Raw genomic sequence first — 22,237 nt, forward strand, 5'->3', positions numbered from 1 at the left:
AAAACAGCTATGGAAGAGAACGAATTGATACCTGTAGACAACAACAATGCAGTAGAGTACACTGACGACAACATCCGCCACTTGAGTGACATGGAACATGTACGCACACGCCCCGGTATGTATATCGGAAGGCTGGGCGACGGTGCACATGCCGAAGATGGAATCTATGTCCTCCTGAAAGAAGTAATTGACAACAGTATTGACGAGTTCAAAATGCAAGCCGGTAAGAAAATCGAGATTACCGTTGAAGAAAACCTTCGTGTCAGTGTACGCGACTACGGACGAGGCATCCCGCAAGGAAAACTCATCGAGGCCGTCAGTATGCTGAATACCGGTGGTAAATACGACAGCAAGGCATTTAAGAAAAGTGTCGGACTGAATGGTGTCGGTGTGAAAGCCGTCAACGCTTTAAGCTCCCGTTTCGAAGTACGCAGTTACCGCGACGGCAAAGTGCGTATCGCCACTTTCTCAAAAGGTAACCTGCTGACCGATGAGACTCAAAGCACCGAAGAAGAAAACGGAACTTACATCTTCTTCGAACCGGATAATACACTATTCCTGAATTACTGTTTCAAGCCCGAATTTATTGAGACAATGCTACGCAACTACACGTATCTCAATACGGGGCTTGCTATCATCTACAACGGACACCGTATCTTGTCGCGCAACGGTCTGGTAGACCTTTTGAACGACAACATGACGGCAACCGGACTTTACCCGATCATCCATCTAAAAGGGGAAGATATCGAAATCGCCTTCACACATACAGGGCAGTACGGAGAAGAATATTATTCTTTCGTCAACGGTCAGCATACTACCCAGGGTGGTACGCATCAAAGTGCTTTCAAAGAACACATTGCCCGCACCATCAAAGAGTTCTTCAACAAGAACATGGACTACACCGATATCCGTAACGGATTGGTTGCTGCCATTGCCGTCAATGTGGAAGAACCGATCTTCGAAAGTCAGACGAAGACTAAACTGGGTTCTACCAATATGGTTCCCGGTGGCGTAACGGTCAACAAGTATGTAGGCGACTTTATCAAACAGGAAGTGGACAACTTCCTGCACAAGAATGCGGACGTAGCCGAAGCAATACAACAAAAGATACAAGAATCCGAGAAGGAGCGTAAAGCCATTGCAGGGGTAACGAAACTTGCCCGTGAACGTGCCAAGAAAGCCAACCTGCACAACCGCAAACTGCGTGACTGCCGCGTCCACCTCAACGACCCGAAAGGCAAAGGACTGGAAGAAGACTCCTGTATCTTTATCACCGAGGGAGACTCTGCAAGCGGTTCCATCACCAAAAGTCGTGATGTCAACACCCAAGCAGTATTCAGTCTCCGTGGTAAACCGTTGAACTCTTTCGGACTGACCAAAAAGGTGGTTTACGAGAACGAGGAATTCAACCTGCTTCAAGCAGCCCTGAATATAGAAGATGGTATTGAAGGATTACGCTACAACAAAGTAATCGTAGCAACCGATGCCGATGTGGACGGTATGCACATCCGCCTGTTGCTGATTACTTTCTTCCTGCAATTCTTCCCTGATCTCATCAAGAAAGGGCACGTATATATCCTGCAAACGCCTTTGTTCCGTGTACGCAACAAGAAAAAGACAAATTACTGCTACAGCGAGGAAGAACGTATCAATGCCATTAATGAACTAGGACCGAATCCGGAGATTACCCGATTTAAAGGTTTGGGAGAAATCTCACCGGATGAGTTCAAACATTTCATCGGTAAAGATATGCGTCTGGAGCAGGTGACACTGCGCAAAACGGACGCGGTAAAAGAACTACTCGAATTCTACATGGGCAAAAATACCATGGAACGACAGAACTTTATTATAGACAATCTGGTTATAGAAGAAGACTTGGCATCATGAGAAAAGCAATATTCCCGGGTACTTTCGACCCTTTCACCATCGGACATTACTCGGTAGTGGAACGTGCACTTACCTTTATGGACGAAATCGTGATAGGAATCGGTATCAATGAGAACAAGAATACCTACTTCCCCATTGAGAAAAGAGAAGAAATGATTCGGGAACTTTATAAAGACGAACCTCGTATCCAGGTGATGTCCTACGACTGTCTGACAATTGATTTTGCGCAGGAAGTAGAGGCCAGGTTCATTGTCCGCGGTATCCGTACGGTGAAGGATTTCGAGTATGAAGAGACCATTGCAGACATTAACCGCAAACTGGCAGGGATTGAAACCATCCTGCTCTTCACAGAACCGGAACTGACTTGCGTCAGCTCTACAATTGTACGCGAGTTATTAACCTATAATAAAGATATCAGCCTGTTTATTCCCAAAGGAATGAAAATGAGTGAATAACACTCGTTAGGGAATAGGCAGTGAGTCAGAAAAGATGATGAAGAAACTAACGATTATACTATCCGTTTGCTTGTGGGCAGTTGCCGCACAAGCCCAGAACTTCGGTTCCGAAGCCATGCGAAAGCTACAAATGGCAGAGTTTGCAATCTCCAATTTCTATGTGGACAAAGTAGATGAAGACAAGTTGGTAGAAGAAGCCATCATCAAGATGCTGGCACAACTTGATCCGCACTCTACTTACTCGGATGCAGAGGAAGTGAAGAAGATGAACGAACCGCTCCAAGGTAACTTCGAGGGTATCGGAGTGCAATTCCAGATGATAGAAGACACCCTGTTGGTGGTACAGCCTGTCAGCAACGGACCTTCCGAAAAAGTCGGTATCCTTGCCGGTGACCGTATCATTGCCGTGAACGACAGCGCTATTGCCGGAGTGAAAATGAGTACGGAAGATATAATGAAGCGTCTTCGTGGCCCGAAAGGTTCGAAAGTTAATCTGACAATCGTTCGTCGCGGCGTAAAGGACCCTTTACTGTTTACAGTAAAGAGAGATAAGATACCTATCCTTAGCCTCGACGCCTCTTATATGATTCAACCTAAAACGGGTTATATTCGCATCAACCGCTTCGGAGCAACAACTGCTGAAGAGTTCAAGAAAGCAATGAAGGATCTCCAGAAGCAAGGTATGAAAGATATGATTCTTGACCTGCAAGGAAACGGAGGTGGTTATCTCAATGCAGCCATTGACCTTGCTAACGAATTCCTGGGACAAAAGGAGCTAATCGTATATACCGAAGGCCGGACTGCCAAGCGTAGTGATTTCTATGCCAAAGGTAACGGAGACTTCCGTAATGGCCGCCTCATCATATTGGTAGACGAGTATACAGCTTCCGCCAGCGAAATTGTCAGCGGTGCGGTACAGGATTGGGACAGAGGAATTATTGTAGGCCGCCGTTCTTTCGGCAAAGGCTTGGTGCAACGTCCTATCGATTTGCCGGATGGTTCCATGATTCGTTTAACCATCGCCCGTTATTATACTCCATCAGGACGCTCGATCCAGAAACCATACGACAGCACTGTCGATTACAATAAAGACCTGATAGAGCGTTTCAACCACGGTGAACTGATGAATGCCGACAGCATCCATTTCCCGGATTCACTGAAAGTACAAACCAAGAAACTCGGACGTACCGTTTATGGTGGAGGTGGTATCATGCCGGATTATTTCGTACCTATCGACACGACTCTTTATACGGATTATCACCGTAATCTGGTAGCTAAAGGAGCCGTGATTAAATTCACCATGCAGTTTATTGAAGGACACCGGAAAGAGTTGGCAAACAAATACAAGAAGTTCGAATCATTTGATGAGAAGTTCGTAGTCAATGATGATATGCTCGCCACTTTAAAGGAAATCGGAGAGAAAGAAGGGGTGAAGTTCAATGAAGAACAATATCAGAAATCACTTCCTCTTATCAAAACCCAGCTCAAAGCACTGATAGCCCGTGACCTTTGGGATATGAACGAATATTTCCGGGTAATGAATACCACGAATGAAAGTATACAAAAAGCTTTGGAAATACTGAATTCGGACGAGTATCAGAAGAAACTGAAATAGGGTATTCAATAAACAATCATAAGACATCGTCCTTCAGTTCGGTGGACATATATACTTATCGTGGTGGACATATAGATACACAATGGTGAGTATATATATCCACCGCGCTGTATCTATATGTCCACTAAACACTGTATATTAACCTGTTAACTTCATCATTGGGTATACTCGAATGTCACCGTACCGCGAATATCAGAAGAAGAAGCGGCAATGTATGCCTTAAATTTACCAGGTTCTGCCACCCAAGTATGCTGTTTATCATCAAAGAATTGCAATGCTTCCGGTTTGATCGTAAACTTCACTTCTTTTTCTTCATTCGGAAGAAGCTGTACTTTCCGAAAGTCCTTCAACTCTTTTACCGGGCGAAGAACACTACACTCTTCGTCACCAATATATAACTGAACGATCTCTTTCCCTACCATTTCTCCTGTATTCTTAATTTTTACAGTAAGATCAATACTGCCATCAGCATTCATTGTTTTAGCCGATACTGCAGGCTTACTATATTCGAAAGCGGTATAACTCATACCATAGCCAAAAGGAAAGAGCGGTCGAATCTTCTTCGTATCATACCAACGATAACCAACCAAAATATCTTCTTTATATTCCTGACGGATACTATCACCCGGGTAACTAATCTCACCGAAGAAGTGTGCCGGACAATCTTCCAGTTTCACCGGATAAGAAAAAGGTAACTTACCGCTGGGATTCACATCTCCGCTCAACACATCAGCCAGTGCCTCTCCGCCGACAGAGCCTAAATACCACGACTGAATAATAGAGGGTACCTCCCTCACCCAAGGCATTTCCACTGCATTTCCACTAACAATCACTGCTACCAGATTCTTATTTACTTTCAACAGAGCTTCTATCAATTCATTCTGTCCAAAAGGAAGTCCATACGACAGACGGTCACCACCCTCACAATCCTGAAAATGATTCTTATTCAGTCCTCCGACAAAGATCACCAAGTCCGCATTCATTGCTTTTTTCACCGCGTCATTACGTAAAGAATCTACAGTTGTCTGTGGAATAACATCCGCCCGGCCATACATCGGGCGACCGCTTGTATAGCCTTGTGCATAAACCACATTCTCACCAAACTTCGCTTTTATACCCTCTAATGGTGAAACCACCCTCTGAACTTTCAACTCCGAAGAGCCGCCGCCTAACATCAAATTACGGGTAGCATTATCTCCCACAACCAAAATACGTTTATATTTTCCTTGGGGAACGGGTAATAATGCAGGCTGTTTCTTACCTGTCCCATTTTTCAACAAGACAATGCTCTCTGTTGCAACCTCATAAGCTGTACGATAGTGCTCTTCGCTGGTCAGTGCACCGAACGGTTTCCGGCGATTCATCGCTGTACGGAAAATCAGACGTAACACACGTGCCGCCTTATCATTCACTACCTCCATCGGAATCTTACCTTCGCGAACCATTTTCAGATAAGACTTACCCAAATAATAATCATCAAAACCAAATTCCGATTCCGAAGTCAAACCATTTGTGTAAGATCCCATTTCAATGTCCAATCCGTACATGGCAGCTTCATAAGTATCATGTGCAGCTCCCCAGTCCGTGATGACGCATCCGTCGAAGTTCCATTCCCCCTTCAAGATATCATTATTCAGCAATTTGTGATGGGTAGCATGGGTTCCACGCACTTTATTATAAGCTCCCATAACAGACCACGTTTTACCTCTTTCTACAGCAGCCTTGAAAGCAGGCAGATATATTTCATACAATGCACGGTCGCTTAGTTGCACATCGATATGTCCCCGCCATAATTCCTGATTGTTCAGTGCATAATGTTTCACACAGGCGGCTACTCCATTCTTCTGCACTCCCTGAATATAAGGCACACAAAGCTCCGAAGCTAAATAAGGGTCTTCCCCCATATATTCAAAGTTACGTCCGTTGAGCGGGGTACGATAGATATTCACACCCGGTCCCAACAAAACATCCTTTTCACGATAACGGGCTTCTTCACCGATAGCATATCCATATTTCTCTGCCAATAGCGGATTCCAACTAGCTGCCAGACAGGTCAGTGCAGGAAAAGCAGTGCAACTATCATTCGTCCATCCGGCATATCCCCAATCATTCCAGTTAATTTCGGCACGCACGCCATGAGGACCGTCACTCATCCAGAGTTCAGGAATACCCAAACGGGGACAACCAGGGGAACTAAACTTCCCTTGTGCATAACTAAGACGAGTTTTCTCCTCCACAGTCATACGGTTCAGCGCATCCTGTACCCTGACCTCTATCGGTTGTGTATCATCCAAATACACCGGTTTTTGTTTCTTGTCTTGAGCAATCACCACCATACCTGTCTGAACAGACAGGAAACATATAGTCAATAAAAATATCTTCATTATTCCCATAATCATTTACAGTTTACAATCTTTTGCCGAGATCTTCACCACGGCTTGCCGAAGCCCTTCCGAAGTAGCTGTCAGCTCCGTTTTTCCCGGTTTCCCGTCATTCTGAATGACAACAAGGCATTTTCCATAAAATGCTTTCCTCTTTTTATCCTTAAAGCGTTCCAACGATACCGGGTTTCCATTGTCCACTCCTGCGATAAAACCATTACCTTTCACTGTGAAATTCACCAAATTATCTGCATTCGGACAAAGATTCCCTTCTTCATCCAGCACCTCTACAGTGACGAAACACAAATCTTTTCCATCAGCAGCCAGAACTGAACGATCAGGAGTCAGGCGAATTTCTGCAGGCTTTCCGGCTGTACGAATTTCCTTTTCCGCTATCACTTCATCCTTTCTGCGTGCAACGACCTTCACCGTTCCCGGTTCAAACTTTACACGCCAAACAACATGCAGGTTATCAGCATCTTTACATTTCACTCCCTGCGACTTTCCATTCACAAACAATTCCACTTCATCAGCCTGATTATAGTAGCACCACATATCGATCTCCTGCCCCGGAGTCCAGTTCCAATGCGGGAAAAGATGCAACACTTGTTTATCTGTCCATTCCGACTGATATAGATAGTAGACATCTTTGGGGAAACCTGCCAGATCGACAATACCAAAGAATGAACTACGTGCAGGCCATCCGTAAGGAGTCGGTTCTCCGATATAATCAAATCCTGTCCATACATATTGCCCGCTGATAAAGTCGTTGTCTCTGACTAACTTCAGACTTTCTTCATGAGTGTTTCCCCAAGGCACATGACAGTTCTCATAAGATGAACAGGCAAAAGTAGAATCAGCAAAGGGTTTATCCCAACGCTCGGGCCAGATAAACATCCGGTCACTGGGCATACGGTAGTATCCACGTGTCATCAATGCCGAATTACTTTCAGTAATGATAAAGGGCTTGTCCGGAAAATTAGCCGGAACATGAGGAATATCTTTATTATGATAATTATAGCCAATCATATCCAGTGCACCGGAACGGAATAAATGATTGCCGGAATTCGGTTCATTGCATCCGGCAGTGACAGGACGGGTAGAATCAAGCCCTTTCACAAAGCTTACCAATTTCTTCGTCAGCAAAGAGTTGACACTCTCCTCTCCTTCTTTTGCCAGCATTTCAGAAGAATGTCCGAAATTCAGGATCAAATTGGCCTCTTCCAGACTCAATGTATCCGCTTTAGCATCACTCCACTGTTCGAGGACTTCATTACCGATACTCCACATAAAGACAGAAGGGTGATTACGGTCACGCAAAATAAAGTCATTCAAATCGCGCTCGTGCCATTCATTGAAGTAACGGGCATAATCATGTGCTGTTTTTTTCTTCCGCCACATATCAAAAGCCTCATCCATCACGATAAATCCCATACGATCACAGAGATCAAGCAGTTCGGGTGCGGGAGGATTATGGGAACAACGTATGCCATTGCATCCCATTTTTTTCAGAATCTGCAATTGCCGTTCAATGGCACGTGTGTTGACAGCTGCCCCCAGACAGCCCAGATCATGGTGCATACATACCCCGTTAATCTTGGTTTGCCTACCGTTCAATGTAAATCCTTTCCGGGCATCAAAACTAAATGTACGGATACCGACAGGAGTCGTATACCTATCCATACATTCCTCATTTCGCATCACTTCGGTAACCAATGTATACAAGTAAGGAGTATCAATATCCCACAGCTCCGGTTGTTTTACAGTCAATTGCTGGGCGAAAACAGCTTCTCTGCCAGTTTCCGTTTTTCCGGCCGACCGCGTTCCGGCAACTTCTCTGCCTTCAGCATCCTGCAAGGATGAGCAGACCGTGATATTTTCATTTGTATCACTTTCATTCACAATGGTAGTAACAAGATTCAGTACAGCCTCTCCCTTGTCAACCGATGATGTCGTGACATACGTTCCCCAATCGGCTACGTGTATCGGACCAGTCTTGCTTAGCCATACATTCCGGTAAATGCCACAACCCGAATACCAACGTGAATTGGGTTGTTCGGCATTATCCACACGCACAGCCAGCACATTCGGTTCATCCCATTTCAGATAAGGGGTCAGATTATAGCTGAAACTAATATATCCATAAGGACGCACTCCTAACGAAACACCGTTGATGAATACTTCCGAATTCATATATACTCCGTCAAATTCCATGCGGAAGATCTTTCCTATATCAGCTTTGTCTACACTAAAAGTTTTGCGATACCATCCAACTCCACCCGGAAGCGCCCCTCCCCCTGTGCCGGAAGGATTTTCACGGCTAAAGTCTCCCTCAATCGCCCAATCATGAGGCAGATTCAATACCCGCCAGTCATTGTCGGCAAAACCGGGTTGTGCAGCTTGTAGTCCGTCTCCTAAGTGGAAACGCCAATCCGCATTAAAGTCAGACCGCTCGCGTGGAGAAATGGGGGAAGAACTGTTACATGCTCCCAATAGTATCAGACAGCTCCCCAATATCAAATATTTCAGTTTCCCAATCATCATCGAATCCTATCATTCAGCTTACAGTTTCAATGTCTGCTCGCTGCCATTATACTTCACAGTCACTCCTTTCGCATTCAAATCAAACGGTTGTGCTTTCTCCTTATTAACCGTAACTACAGTGAAAGTACGTTCCTTCAACATACCCGGAAATTCTCCCTTGCGTTCACCGATCACTAATGTCTTAGTAGCCTCATCATACTTCATCGGTATCATGGCGTACATACCCTGTTCATAGTTATAATTCACCCCCTCATCTTCGTATAGCGTAAACTCTCCATCAGCCCCCTGATAAATATATAAACGGATATGATCCGCCGGTCTTTCATCCGTATACTGAATATCATCTCCGAACGGTACGATAGCGCCTGCACGCACATACAGCGGGATACGCTCATAAGGAGCCTCTATTACTTTTCTCTCTCCTCCGGGCTGGAATTTACCGGAATAAAAATCATACCAGCCTTCTGCCTGGGGGAAATAAATCTCACGACTACGGTCACCATAGCGATAAACCGGAGATACCATAAATGAAGGACCGAACATATACTGGTCACCAATATTATTCACTTGGGTATCCGCTGTAAAATCCATGACTAATGGACGCATGATTGTATAATCATTAAACCAGGTCATACCTGCCAACGAATAAATATACGGCATCATATTGTAGCGTAGCTTGGTATAATAAACAACCGATTGATAGGCCGGATGCCCTTCCGGAGCAATCTCCCATATTTCACGGAACGGGTATTGTCCATGTGCACGATACAGAGGAACGAATGCACCGAATTGATACCAACGGGCATTTAATTCACGCCATTCTTTATAATCGGCATTTTCTGTCTTTGTCACATTCCATTGCTTCTGTCCCGCTACATAACGGTTCTCTACACAAAAGCCGCCAATATCCATTGTCCAGTAAGGTATTCCACTCATCGCAAAATTCAGTCCGGCAGAAATCTGTGCCTTCATATCCTCCCAACGTGTACCGATATCTCCGCTCCATGTAGCTGTAGAATAACGCTGTAACCCGGCAAATCCCGAACGGGTCAATAAGAACACACGTTTATTATTATCCACTCCGCGCTGACCGTCATAAATGGCTTCTGCATTCATCAGTGCATAAGCATTGAAAAATTCCGTAGAGGAACCCAACGCCGTAGGTCCGCACAAAGCCTTCCGATATTCCAAGTCGGTACAGTCACGTACATTCGGTTCGCTGGCATCCATCCACCAGGCATCGATACCCAACGGATAATAGTGCTCATACATCTGCTTCCAAAACAGTTTACGTGCATCCGGATCATAAGCGTCATAAAAACCATAATGGTAACCGGGACCTACCCAATCTTTCAAGCTATCCCTGACAGACTGCTGATACATCCACCCATTCTTGTCGAACTCCTTGAAATGTTCGGTAGTAACATAGAACTTAGGCCACACCGAAATCATCATACGCCCATGCATAGCATGAATGGAATCGACCATTGCTTTGGGATCCGGAAAGCGCGCCTTATCAAACTCATGACTTCCCCAAGCATTTTCCGGCCAGTGATTCCAATCCAGTACGACATTATCCACCGGGATTTTACGATCACGGAAACCTTTCAGTGCACCCAACATTTCATCTTGTGTATTATACTTCTCCCGACTTTGCCAGAAACCCATTGCCCATTTCGGCATAACAGGTGACTTTCCGGTCAGAGTCCGATAGCCACTGATTACTTCATCCATATCCTCACCAACCACAAAATAATAATCAAGCTGCTTTGCCATCTCGCTCCACCATGACTGTTTCCCCTGTTCTGCCGGATCTACAGGAGTCAATGCCCGCAGCCCGCAATAAGACTGCCCGCCATCAGGCTGCCATTCGATTTTCAACGGTACACGTTTCCCTGCTTCCAGATGAACAGCAAACTTATAGCTATTAGGATTCCATGCAGTCCGCCAACGTTCCGGCACCACCGGTTCATTATTCAAATAGACCTTGACATATCCGGCGTAATAAAGAATAAACTTAAATTCTCCTGTTTGAGCAGGTTCTATCTCGCCTTCATAAGTGACCTTAGCCCCCATTAACGGCAATTTCTCCGGAAGATTCTGAATCGTTTTCAGATTCTCAAAATAAATGGAGTCTTCCCGGCGAACCAACGTCTCTCCTTTTTTAGGCACGTAAGTACCGGTAAGCGCACCTTCCCGGCCTGTCTTATCATAAAGCTTAAAGACCCGGTTCAATTGGGAGTAGTCATTCGGATTACCGAAACGGCACAATGAATAGCTATCCAGCAGTACACCATAATTCTTATTTGAAACAACGAATGGAACAGAGACTTTCGTATTGTATTGGAACAGTTCTTCGTTCTTACCCTTATAATTAAATTCATCCGCCTGATGCTGCCCCAATCCGTAGAACGCTTCATCTTCAGGAGATTCAAAAACCTGACAGATCGTATATCCCTTTGTTCCTTCTACTTCGATTGGAGTAAACTTCTTTCCTCCTCCCCTGTTTTCCTGCAGGATTAACTTTCCGTCTTTATCCGCAAACCACACCTCTCCGGTACTGGCCAGTACGGACGCTTTCACTTCTTCTGTAGACACTGTAATCGTATCGCCATTCTGCATGACGGCAAATGGGATTTGTTTTTCCTGCGGAACAACAATCAAACTTTGCGGATCGGCAAACTTGCTGTCGGCAGTAGCAGAAACATGGATCAATTTATCTCCCATCACTTGCAGACGAACCAGTCGGGGACCTCCCGTTACTTCCTGTTGTACTTTAACTATCACGCTATCGCCTGTCTCCTCATAGACCTTATTGGCACATGCTCCGAAAAGAAGTCCCGGCAACAGGCAACAGAAAATGTTTTTCATATTCATAATCATACCTACCTTTAGGGTTCAACAATATATTTTCTCATATCGCAAAAGTAAGTACTATAAATGAAAAGTTCCCCTTCTAATGTTTTATAGAAGGGGAACTTTTAAACAGTGACCGGACGATATGTTTTTTTCAGAGGTATCATTTGTTATTTCCCTTCTTTTTCCTGGTAAACAGAGGGCAAAACACCAAATTCATCCTTGAAATATTTACTGAAATACTTCGGGTTGTTAAAACCACACTGATAGGCTATCTCCGACACATTCCGCTGGCTTTCACGCAATAATTGCGCCGCCCTCTTCAAGCGGATTACACGAATAAATTCAATAGGGGTCTTACCTGTTATCTGTAATAGTTTTTTATAAAGATGCACCCTGCTCATACCCAGCTCATGGCTCAATTCCTTCACCGACAAATCGCAACGGGCAATGTTTTCCTCCACATATTTGATAGCATTCTCTACCAACTTCTCGTCCATTGAGGTGATGGCAATCTCGCTCGGTTCAGGATCAATGCGCGTCTTTATCTTGTCAGTCCGGTTTCTACCACTCAGTTCTATCAGTTTACGCATACGCAGTATCAGTATCTCCACCATGAAAGGTTTTGTCATGTAGTCGTCCGCACCGATAGTCAGTCCCTCCACCTTGTCTTCCACCGCCTGCTTAGCTGTGAGCAATATCACCGGGATGACACTGGTACGCTTGTCCGTCTTCACCAAATGGCACAACTCGTTACCGTCCATCTCGGGCATCATCACGTCACTGACGATGATATCCGGCATCAGTTCGGGTATCATCGACCAAGCCTCGCGGCCGTTGGAAGCCGACTGCACCCGGAAATACAAGTTCAGACTTTCTTTCATGAACTCAATCAAGTCTGCGTTGTCATCTACAATCACCGCCAGCGGCTTTTCCCTTTCGCTTCCGTCTTCTTCCTCACCCTCTTCCTCATCCGGAAGTTCTTCCAAGGGGATTTCTTCTTCCCTACCGGACAACAATTCCTCCCGCTTGCAGCGCTTGACAGGCAGTTCAATCAAAAACACGCTTCCCGAACCGACATTATCCACCACCCGTACCGATCCTCCGTGCAACATCACAAAATCACGCACCAAGCTCAAGCCGATACCGCTTCCCGTAGACTGATGATGATCCGACGCCTCCTGTTCCACCTGATAAAACCGTTCAAAAATCCGTTCCTTGTCTTCGTCCTTGATACCGATACCGGTATCCGAAACCTTTATCGACAGCCTGTCCGGCTTTTCCTGCTGCATCTCCAACGCCACATCCACCCGCCCTCCTTCCGGAGTAAACTTGAAAGCGTTCGACAACAAGTTCATCACAGTCTTACCTATCTTGTCTTCATCAAACAACATATTCAGTGACTCCATGCCGGCATAGAAGGTCAGATGCACATGTTTTTTCTCGGAAAGCATCAGGAAAGAAGTACAGATATTGCGTATAAATGCCACAATATCCCCTTCGGATAAAGACAGGTGCATCCCCGACATCTCGTTCTTGCGGAAATCGAGCAGCTGGTTGACCAAATTCAGCAATCGCACGGCATTACGGTGCATCAGCTGTAACTTGTTCTGCAGTTTCTCATCTGTCATCTCCTTCATCATACCCTCCAAAGGAGATATAATCAGCGTGAGCGGCGTGCGCAGCTCATGGCTGACATTCGTGAAGAAGCGGAATTTCATCTGATTCAGTTCCTCTTTCTTCTTTGCATCCTCTTCCATCTGGCGTATCTTGAACTTATTTCGTTCCCTGCGCTGCACGGAATAGAATACAAATAAAAGGATTCCAGCAAGCAAAAGTACGTAAAGAACGTAAGCCCACGGAGTCATCCAGAAAGGGGGAAGAATCACTATCTTCAAGCGGGCTTCATCGGTCCCTTTATATCCATCGCTATTGACTGCCTTCACCCTAAGGGTATACGTGCCAGGAGCCAGATTGGTATACGTCACACGGTGCATATCGGCGGTACTCGCCAGCCAGTCGTCATTAAATCCTTCCAGTTTGTAAAAGTAGCCGGTCTTTTCGGGTAACACATAATTGTCCGAAGCGAAGAATACCGTAAAAACATTCTGCTTATAATCCAAAACGATTTCTTCCGTCTCATTCAAGGCTTTCTTCAACAGCACGCGCCCCGCATATTCGCCGCCCACCTTTACATCCTCATTGAAGAGCTGGAATCCGGTGAACATTACTTTGGGAAGAGTGCGGTTGTACTTTATGTTGTCGGGATAGAAACGGTTCAACCCATACAGGCCGCCCAACACGATTTCTCCCGTATGCAGGCGCTTGAGCGAACGCTGGTTGAAATCACAGCTCTGCAACCCGTCCTTGTCGTTATAGGCATAGCAGCGAAAGACAGGATGCTCCGTCTTGCTGTCCACCTGTAAGACCACATTTATCAGTTCACCTCCCGTACTTACCCACATGTCTTTATTGTCACCTTCCGTAATGCCCAATATCGGCAGTTTTGAGAAATCCCGCTTGATAGGAACCTCGTAGAGTTCGTCCCGCTTCAGGTCGTAAACATTGAGTCCCTCGCGCGTGGCCAGCCAAAGCAATCCGCGGCTGTCTTCATACACCTGGTTGATAATCAAATGAGAAAAAAACGCCTTACCGGACTTCGTACCGGTGACGTTTGTAATCGTCCGCATATTCAAGTCTATGACAGCCAGACCCGCTGTCGTACCCACATACAGCATGTGATCGCGCCCGATGCAAAGAGAGAATACATAGTCGGATACCAGATCAGAGTTTCCGGTGGTATAGGTCGTAAAAGTTCCCGTTTCAGGGTTCAGGCATTGCAGCCCTTTGCCTAAAGTACCGATCCAGATATTGCCTTCGGCGTCTTCGGCCAATGCCCACACATTGTCGCAAGCCAGCGAATGGGTGCCTGCCTCGCCGGCACGGTAATGCACAAAACGGTTTCCATCGTAGCAGTTCAGACCTCCCCAAAAAGTTCCTGCCCACAAACGCTCCTTGCTGTCGCGCAGAAGACATACGATTACGTTACTCGAGATGGAACGGGAATCCGCCGTATGCAGAAATACTTTCCGCTCGTCCGTCAGCATATTCCAACGAATCAATCCGCCATCGTTCGTCCCCAACCAAACAATATTTCCCGGACCGTCTTCCACGCAATTGATATCGCCTACATTAGCAAAGCCGAACTTGAAGCTGCTTTCATTATAATACGACACGCCTTTCTTGTATGTTCCCGCCCATACCGTACCGGCCGCATCGGTATAGAGCGCGGTCACCGTATTGTTCGAGAGCGTGCGGTCATCATTAGGGTCGTTCATCAGCCGGAGGATCTTCCCGTTCTTTCTCACCACCTCAATGCCATCCTGATCCCGCCCTATCCAGATATTGCCATAGTTATCCTGCGAGACGGCACGCACGATACTGCTATAATTTCCGTTTCCGCCGGAACAGGTCTCCCAAGCTTTGCGGGAAAGATGGTAAACCCACATGCCTTCCACGCCATACATCCATATACGTTCATCGTGGTCTACAAATAAAGTAAACACTTCCTCCTTTTCCCTTTCCCAATGGCGAGCAATATCTTCAGTAACCCATTTCACTCCCAGCTTTTCCTTATCCAGACAAGCCAAAGTTCCGTCATAGAAAGCCAACAAGAGGCCTTCGCCGCATTCCGCCATATCGGAGACATCGGCATTTGCCAGCAAGGCACCGGTTCCCTTAACCAACACGGCACTCTTCTTTCCTTCCTCCAAACAATAGATTCCTTTTCCCGGCACTTTCACCCAGAAAGACTTTTCCTGATCGATATAGACTGCCGAAAGCTCTCCGTCTATGCCGATATTCTCCATCCAATTTTTCATATTACGGTCGAAAGTGTCGGAATCCGAGCGATAAATGGCATAGCCCGCTCCCGTGCGCAGCCACAGATTTCCGGATGCATCTTCCTGAATGTCTTCAATGTAATTGTCCGGCAGAGAAGTCTCGTCATCTTTCTGGCTACGGTAGACACGGATATCGTAACCGTCATACCGGTTCAATCCGGACGCCGTGCCAAACCACATGAATCCGTGTGAATCCTTATAGATGGCATTGACCTGATTATTGGAAAGGCCGTCCTTTACTTCCAGATGCTTGAACATATAATCGTGTGGAGAAACCTTCAAGCATACCGACCAGACGCACAAAATAAACAGTAATAATTTTTTCATATTATTTAGAGATAAGCAAAGTCTCATTTATTGCAAAAAAAAGAAAAAGCTCACAGAAAAACAAGAAAATCCGAAGCTTTTATCAGGTGCCTCTTGATTTATTTATTCCCTAAACATCAAGAAACACGGAGAAGCATATACCTTGCAGATAAGCTTCTCCGAAACCAATCAAAAATATTCAATAAGCTTATATCTCTAAAGACTTACATCCAAAAACTTATCAAAATATTTTATGCTGTTGTCAATTCCACCATCAGAAAGGATAATTGCCGGCTGCAGCTCCCTTCATGATACCTTCAATGGCATAATCTTCTTTTGCTGCCCCGGTAGTACGGTTGATGTCACCGCCCGTCTCCCAGTAGAAGGGCAGGCAACCATGGGCTTTTGCTTCCCGGGTAACCACTTCGTTCCAGTAAGCACGGCTCTTGTTGTGCATTTCCTGATTCTCGCTCACGGTACGCTTCATGGCACTGTACTCGCCCAAAACGGCAGGATAGCCCTGGTCTACAAAGTGCGCCTTTATCTTGGCAAGCTGTTCTTTCACATACTCCTCTTCGCCCCATGTAGCGTTGTGTTCCGACCCGGTCACCGTGTTGTCCTTGCCCCAGTACCAGAATGTCTTACCCCAGTCGGCGTCCTCTTCCATCAAGCAGAAGTTATACGGCTCGTAGAAGTGAAACTCCACCATCAAGCGATTCTCCACCACATCCGTCGGCATGGCATAGACTCCTGCCACGGCATCGCTTATTCTGGTAGCCGGAGCCTGTACTATCAGGCAGCGGGTGGCGTTATTTCCACCGGTGGCACGAACGGCATCCACAAATGCCTGTTCATATTTCATAATGGTGCGAATGTCTTCCACATTCTTAAATTCGTTATTCGTACTGCTGGTTTCATTCATGCCCAACTCGTTGCTTCCGGCAAAGAGCAGGTGCTCGTCGTAATCGTTCAACTTGGTGGCAATCTGCGTCCACAGGGTTTTCTGCTTGGTATTCAGCGCCTCGCTGTAACCGCCCAAGATATGGTCTTCCAGCCAACCGCCGTCCCAGTGGATGTTAAGAATGGCATACATATCGTTTGCCACGCAATAGCCTACCACTTCGCTGACACGGTTCAGCCATGCGACATCTATCTGATTTGTCGTTTCATTAGAGAGATGGGAATTCCAAGCACAAGGAATGCGCACGGCGTTGAAGCCCAACGCTTTCAGCCCCTTGATGTAAGCCTCACTTATCTGCGGATTTCCCCAGCTGGTCTCGCCTCCGGTAGCCTCCAACGTATTGCCAATATTGACGCCTGCAAAAATCTTTGCCGCCAAGGTTTTGGCATCGCTTTCCATGGAACCCGCCGGAATCTCCGGTTCTACTGCAATTTTGGGACTCTGTTTAATCAATACCCGCGCCAACGCAATGTTGTCGCTTTTGACAGTAACTTTCGCTTCGCGCGGTGAGGTTTCGGCATTAGCAGCCATCGTAGCATAATAGCTTATACCGTTTTCCGCCTTTTCCGAGATTACACACCAAGAAACGTCACTACTAACGGTAACGGCGGCATCGGCAGTAAGCAACAGGATTTCTTCCCGGCCTTCCACCGGAACATCGACTGTACCGGCAACAATATGTACGGCAGGAGTGATCGGACTGCTTTCGTCATCGGAACACGCGATGAGCATACAAAAGAAAAGGAATGCTGGAAATACAGCAACAAAACTGAAATGTTTAATAGTATTCATCATTTTACTTAAACTTATGGTTAATCTTTGATGTCAAAAGTAATGAAAAGCAACGAGAATCAGGTTATCAGATGTTGCTCGAAGGGGTATCATTTGTTTCTTACCGGGATCAAAAAGTAATCTATGGCGGACATACGCCCGTTCCAGGGTCCTTTTAGCTTGCAAAAAAGGGAAATATGCATTATTTTTGTATAGATGCCTGCGGGCACAAAACAAGCTAATAACCATTTAAAACATTTATGTACCGATGAAAAAATGTATACTACTCTTCGGACTGGTTTTCCATCTCTCCTGTTTCGCCCAAAACGGACAAGGCTATCAAAACCCCATCATCCCCGGCTTTCATCCCGATCCCAGCATTTGCCGGGTGGCGGACGATTACTATCTGGTAAACAGTAGTTTCCAGTACTTCCCCGGCGTACCGCTGTTCCACAGCCGCGACCTTGTGAACTGGGAGCAGATAGGCCACTGCCTGACACGTCCCTCACAACTGCCGCTTCATTCCTCCAGTGCCTGGGGCGGCATCTATGCACCCACCATTCGCTACAACGACGGCACGTTCTACATGATTACCACGAACGTGTCCGATAAAGGAAACTTCATTGTCCACACCACCGACCCACGCGGCGAGTGGTCCGAACCTGTCTGGCTGAAGCAAGGCGGCATCGATCCCTCCCTCTACTTCGAGGACGGTAAATGCTACTTGGTGAGCAATCCCGATGTCGGCATCTGGCTTTGCGAGATAAATCCCCTGACCGGAGAGCAACTGACGGAATCCAAACGCATCTGGAACGGTACAGGCGGACGGCATCCCGAAGGGCCGCACATCTACAAGAAAGACGGCTGGTATTACCTACTGATTTCGGAAGGCGGCACGGAATACGGGCACAAAGTGACCATTGCCCGCAGCCAAAGCATCGATGGCCCGTATGAAAGCAACCCCGCCAACCCTATCCTAACCCACATCAACAAGAATGCCCAGAACAGTCCGATTCAAGGTACCGGCCATGCCGACCTCGTGCAAGCCTCCGACGGAAACTGGTGGATGGTCTGTCTTGCTTTCCGTCCGCAAACCGGCTCCCATCACCTGTTGGGACGGGAAACTTTCCTCGCTCCCGTCCGCTGGGATCAAAATGCCTGGCCGGTGGTGAACGGAGACGGCACCATAGCCCTGCAAATGAACGTACCCACCCTGCCCCTGCAACCTTTTGACGAGAAGCCCACCCGCACGGAGTTTAAAGACGGAAAACTGGGAAATGAATGGGTACACATTCGCAATCCACACCCGGAGAACTATACTTTCGCTTCCGGTAAACTACGCCTGAAAGCTACTTCCGTCAATCTGGACAACAACACGGAAAGCCCCACTTTCATAGGTCGCCGGCAAGAGCACATCGGCTTCTGCGCCACCACTTCCATGCAGTTGCAGAAAGCCACGGCAGGTGATGAAGCCGGACTGACGGTCTATATGTTCGAACCTGCCCACTACGACCTCTTCGTGAAGCAACTTGCCGACGGGAAGCAGGCCGTGACGCTCCGCTACCGCTTGGGAATGTTGTCACACACAGAGAAAGAAGTCATTCTGCCACGGAACAAGAAAGTACAACTACGGGTGAAAGGCAGCAGCGAGTTATACACCTTCGAATATGCCACCGACGGAAAACATTTCCAAGAATTGGGCAAGATGAACACCCATTACATCAGCACAGAGACAGCAGGCGGATTCACAGGAATCATGTTGGGCCTGTATACCACAACCAAAGACGACGCGTCTGGAGCATATGCTGATTTTGAATACTTCGACTATGCGAAATAAGGCATCAAAAGCCACGTCTTGAAACTGTGACAAAAAACAAAATCCGGGATGCTTGGAGGCATCCCGGATTTTTTCTATTATCCGTAGATCCGACAGCCGGTATGTACGGCTACCATTGGGGAACGGCAAACAAGCTGTGAAGGGTGAACTTCACTTTGATAGAGCTATTGAAACCAAGTTCCTTGATGACATCACCCTCTGGCGTACCGAAAGCACAACCAATATCCTTCGTCTTACCATAGCAGTTCCAGAGTTCCAGACGATAGTTGTTGCCGTCATTAGAATCGACCACTTTCGTTGCGTCATAGCCCGTCACTTCAGCGTCGTCTAAATAGAGATTATCCAACTCGGCATGCATTTTCGGAAAATACCGGAAGATATCGTCCACTTGCACGAACGTCATGATAGCGCCTGCGGCATGGTTGGCGGACTCATACTTGATGTCGAAAATAGGATTCTCAATGGAGTATTGAAAGTTTTCATACTTCACGTTGAACGTAGCACCCTGGTTATAAGCCCAATCACCACCCCAATCCGGATTAATAGTGACGAAATTCGGGGTATAAGCCCTTGCCACTTCGACACCGGTAATGATTGTACAGGTAATCTCCAGATTGCCTTCGAAGTTGAAAGCCGGATCGGAACCTATATTCTGCGAATCACTGAAAGCGCTGTTCAGCACCTTGTCGCCAGCGGCGCCCTTCCCCCAAATATTGAACAATTCAATACGGTAATTACCATTATTCTCAATATCTCCATAGAAAAAATTGTTGGCATTGAACTGAATGGCATTGCCGTCGCATTTCATCTCATCGATACGGACAAACACGTTGGGGTATTTTGAAGCCAATCCTTGAAAGTCGAGCGCAAATACCATAGCGCCGCTGCAGGCCCCTTCGTATGTAAAGGTATGCTGACCGTCCAACTTGGTAGGGTCAATCTGCCTGACAACGGTTCCCCATGTTCCCTTCCAATCACTTCCCACACAGAGTAGCGATACAGGAATCATCGCGTCCGCCTCAGCCTTGCGCTGGCTGTAATAGTTTACAGAGTATGCATAATCGTCACCATTGGGCAGGGCTATCTGCAAGCCGTCACTTGTCAAAGTCAATATATTCAACTTACCACTCTTTCCGGCTACCCAAGTGTTGGCACAAAGCACATCGATGTCAATGTCAATCACCTTGTTGGCCTCATCAATGGTATATTTGCCGGTTTCGTCAGTGGGAACACCTTCCTCAGTCACACGGTGAATGTTCACTGTTCCGTCTTCAAAGAACTCCATGTAACCATAATCCTTGCCGTAAGTATAACCTATCCATTCATTATTCGTACCCATTTCCCAGTGAATCTGCTGCTCGATATTGGGTTGTCCGTTGGATACGGTAGCCCAGCTATCCGTATCGCCCCATTGAGTGAACGGGCCTTCAAACACATGTTGCTTGCCGTCCTGCCCGTTATCAATATACCATTTGCCATAAAGCAACGTTTTGTCGAATCTCACATTCTTAGCCGTAGATACCGGACGGACAGCAAGTGCCTGATAAACCGGAGTCGTGGTACGCCTGCCGGCACCCGCATTGAAGTGGTAGCTCATGGCAAACCGAGAATCGGAACTATTGATGGAACCGGACAGGTAATAGCCTTCCGTACCTACTCCCTCCGCAACCGCCTGCGTGCGCGAACCTGCCGCCGGCAAGAAGATGGAGTTTCCATTGGGACCGGTTAGTTTATAGCCGGACACACCGTCTACTTCCGTCCATTCTTTGGAACAGAGAGTGAAGAGTTCTTCAAATTCCGCAATGGTAGGCATCGTTACTTTTCCTTCAAACGCCTTGTATGCCACGTCGAGAGCAGTCTTGTAAACGTCAGCGGAAGCATATTGTGCCGGGTCAAGACTAGTATTGAATCCGGTCATATCACCGAAGCCGAACAAACCTCCAATTTCAGATTCGGAAGAGGCGCCCACATTGTATTTTGCCCATTTGGTGGAAAGGCCGAGATCGACCAAATCGTTATCGAGGTCAAACGTCTGGGTATCTGTCGTGAAGGACTTCACATTGCCATAGACTAATCCGGCACCGAGATCCAGATAAGCCACATAATAATAGGTAGTGCCGGGCATCAAACCTTCCACCTCTACCGTATAGCTGTCTTTGGGAACAGTGGCGACACGCACGCCGGCACGGACATTTTCTGTACCTGCCACACCCGACACCATAATACCGCTTTCCGCATCTGCGGGGAAATCGGCAAGCGAACCGGCAAGCGTAATCCCGTTAGCACCCGCATGGGTGGCATCACCCGTAGTGGCGCGAGCATTGGTCAGCACCAAGCTTCTCACCTCACCGGTGTAGGTAACCTTACCCTGCAGGGTGACATAAGCCTGATAATAGATGGTCTGGTTGACACTGCCCGCTACGGTGGCGGAGAAATTTTCCCCACCCGTAGCCGTCACTTTTTCCGTCAACGCATCGGCATCCTCACCATAGTTAAAACCAGTGGTGTATGCGCTCGAAGCCTGTCCTCCAAGCCCTGATACCGTTCCATGCAGAGTGGCCGAAGTGGCTGTCACGTCTGCCGATCCCGTCACTACCGAGTTGTCGGTGAGCAACGGCTGTGTACTTATGGCATAATCGTCATCACTGCATCCCGCCATAAAAACGCCCGTGACGAGAGCCATTATTCCGAATAATATCTTGTTTTTCATTCTACTCATTCA

The 22,237-nt window shown here is 46.8% G+C and carries 10 protein-coding genes; 4 read left to right on the forward strand and 6 right to left on the reverse strand.

Annotation, left to right across the window (positions count from 1 at the left end; translation table 11 throughout):
- Positions 1-9 precede the first annotated feature (9 nt).
- The 3 genes from H8796_RS04485 to H8796_RS04495 are packed head-to-tail and all read left to right on the forward strand — an operon-like array spanning position 10 to position 3,957.
- On the forward strand, positions 10-1,887 hold the full coding sequence (locus H8796_RS04485; protein ID WP_009001144.1) for a DNA topoisomerase IV subunit B: 1,878 nt from the start codon (positions 10-12) through the stop codon (positions 1,885-1,887).
- On the forward strand, positions 1,884-2,342 hold the full coding sequence (gene coaD / locus H8796_RS04490; RefSeq protein WP_032844330.1) for a pantetheine-phosphate adenylyltransferase: 459 nt from the start codon (positions 1,884-1,886) through the stop codon (positions 2,340-2,342). The genes H8796_RS04485 and coaD overlap by 4 nt, the downstream gene beginning before the upstream one ends.
- A 37-nt stretch (positions 2,343-2,379) precedes the next feature.
- Positions 2,380-3,957, forward strand: a complete 1,578-nt coding sequence (locus H8796_RS04495; RefSeq protein WP_117932935.1) for a S41 family peptidase — start codon at positions 2,380-2,382, stop codon at positions 3,955-3,957.
- 155 nt (positions 3,958-4,112) lie between these two features.
- Here the strand turns inward: H8796_RS04495 and H8796_RS04500 are convergent, their stop codons facing one another.
- From H8796_RS04500 to H8796_RS04520, 5 genes are all read right to left on the reverse strand, one after another.
- Complete coding sequence (locus H8796_RS04500) at positions 4,113-6,341, reverse strand: glycoside hydrolase family 3 C-terminal domain-containing protein (RefSeq protein ID WP_117932933.1); 2,229 nt, start codon at positions 6,339-6,341, stop codon at positions 4,113-4,115.
- A 15-nt stretch (positions 6,342-6,356) separates the two neighbouring features.
- Positions 6,357-8,882 carry a glycoside hydrolase family 2 TIM barrel-domain containing protein gene (locus H8796_RS04505; protein ID WP_117932709.1) on the reverse strand — a complete coding sequence of 842 codons (2,526 nt, stop codon included), beginning with the start codon at positions 8,880-8,882 and terminating at the stop codon, positions 6,357-6,359.
- An 18-nt stretch (positions 8,883-8,900) separates the two neighbouring features.
- Complete coding sequence (locus H8796_RS04510) at positions 8,901-11,765, reverse strand: alpha-xylosidase BoGH31A (protein WP_187343940.1); 2,865 nt, start codon at positions 11,763-11,765, stop codon at positions 8,901-8,903.
- 143 nt (positions 11,766-11,908) lie between these two features.
- A complete protein-coding gene (locus H8796_RS04515) occupies positions 11,909-15,967 on the reverse strand; it encodes a hybrid sensor histidine kinase/response regulator transcription factor (RefSeq protein WP_117932707.1) in 4,059 nt (1,352 codons plus the stop codon).
- A gap of 253 nt (positions 15,968-16,220) precedes the next feature.
- Positions 16,221-17,702 (reverse strand): cellulase family glycosylhydrolase, encoded by a 1,482-nt coding sequence (locus H8796_RS04520; RefSeq protein ID WP_117932705.1) that lies wholly within the window; start codon positions 17,700-17,702, stop codon positions 16,221-16,223.
- A gap of 244 nt (positions 17,703-17,946) precedes the next feature.
- On the opposite strand from H8796_RS04520, the gene H8796_RS04525 reads away from it, so the two are divergent.
- A complete protein-coding gene (locus tag H8796_RS04525; RefSeq protein WP_117932703.1) occupies positions 17,947-19,515 on the forward strand; it encodes a glycoside hydrolase family 43 protein in 1,569 nt (522 codons plus the stop codon).
- Between the two features lie 109 nt (positions 19,516-19,624).
- Here H8796_RS04525 and H8796_RS04530 read toward each other — a convergent pair whose 3' ends face one another.
- Positions 19,625-22,225 (reverse strand): hypothetical protein, encoded by a 2,601-nt coding sequence (locus H8796_RS04530; RefSeq protein ID WP_117932701.1) that lies wholly within the window; start codon positions 22,223-22,225, stop codon positions 19,625-19,627.
- Positions 22,226-22,237 lie beyond the last annotated feature (12 nt).

It is taken from the genome of Bacteroides sp. M10 (assembly GCF_014334015.1).
In the GTDB taxonomy this organism is placed as follows: domain Bacteria; phylum Bacteroidota; class Bacteroidia; order Bacteroidales; family Bacteroidaceae; genus Bacteroides; species Bacteroides intestinigallinarum.

Bases quoted from the DNA above. Each gene is read 5' to 3' on its own strand.
- H8796_RS04485 (WP_009001144.1), top strand. From the start codon at position 10: ATGGAAGAGAACGAATTGATACCTGTAGACAACAACAATGCAGTAGAG.
- coaD (WP_032844330.1), top strand. From the start codon at position 1,884: ATGAGAAAAGCAATATTCCCGGGTACTTTCGACCCTTTCACCATCGGA.
- H8796_RS04495 (WP_117932935.1), top strand. From the start codon at position 2,380: ATGAAGAAACTAACGATTATACTATCCGTTTGCTTGTGGGCAGTTGCC.
- H8796_RS04500 (WP_117932933.1), bottom strand. From the start codon at position 6,341: ATGAAGATATTTTTATTGACTATATGTTTCCTGTCTGTTCAGACAGGT.
- H8796_RS04505 (WP_117932709.1), bottom strand. From the start codon at position 8,882: ATGATGATTGGGAAACTGAAATATTTGATATTGGGGAGCTGTCTGATA.
- H8796_RS04510 (WP_187343940.1), bottom strand. From the start codon at position 11,765: ATGATTATGAATATGAAAAACATTTTCTGTTGCCTGTTGCCGGGACTT.
- H8796_RS04515 (WP_117932707.1), bottom strand. From the start codon at position 15,967: ATGAAAAAATTATTACTGTTTATTTTGTGCGTCTGGTCGGTATGCTTG.
- H8796_RS04520 (WP_117932705.1), bottom strand. From the start codon at position 17,702: ATGATGAATACTATTAAACATTTCAGTTTTGTTGCTGTATTTCCAGCA.
- H8796_RS04525 (WP_117932703.1), top strand. From the start codon at position 17,947: ATGAAAAAATGTATACTACTCTTCGGACTGGTTTTCCATCTCTCCTGT.
- H8796_RS04530 (WP_117932701.1), bottom strand. From the start codon at position 22,225: ATGAAAAACAAGATATTATTCGGAATAATGGCTCTCGTCACGGGCGTT.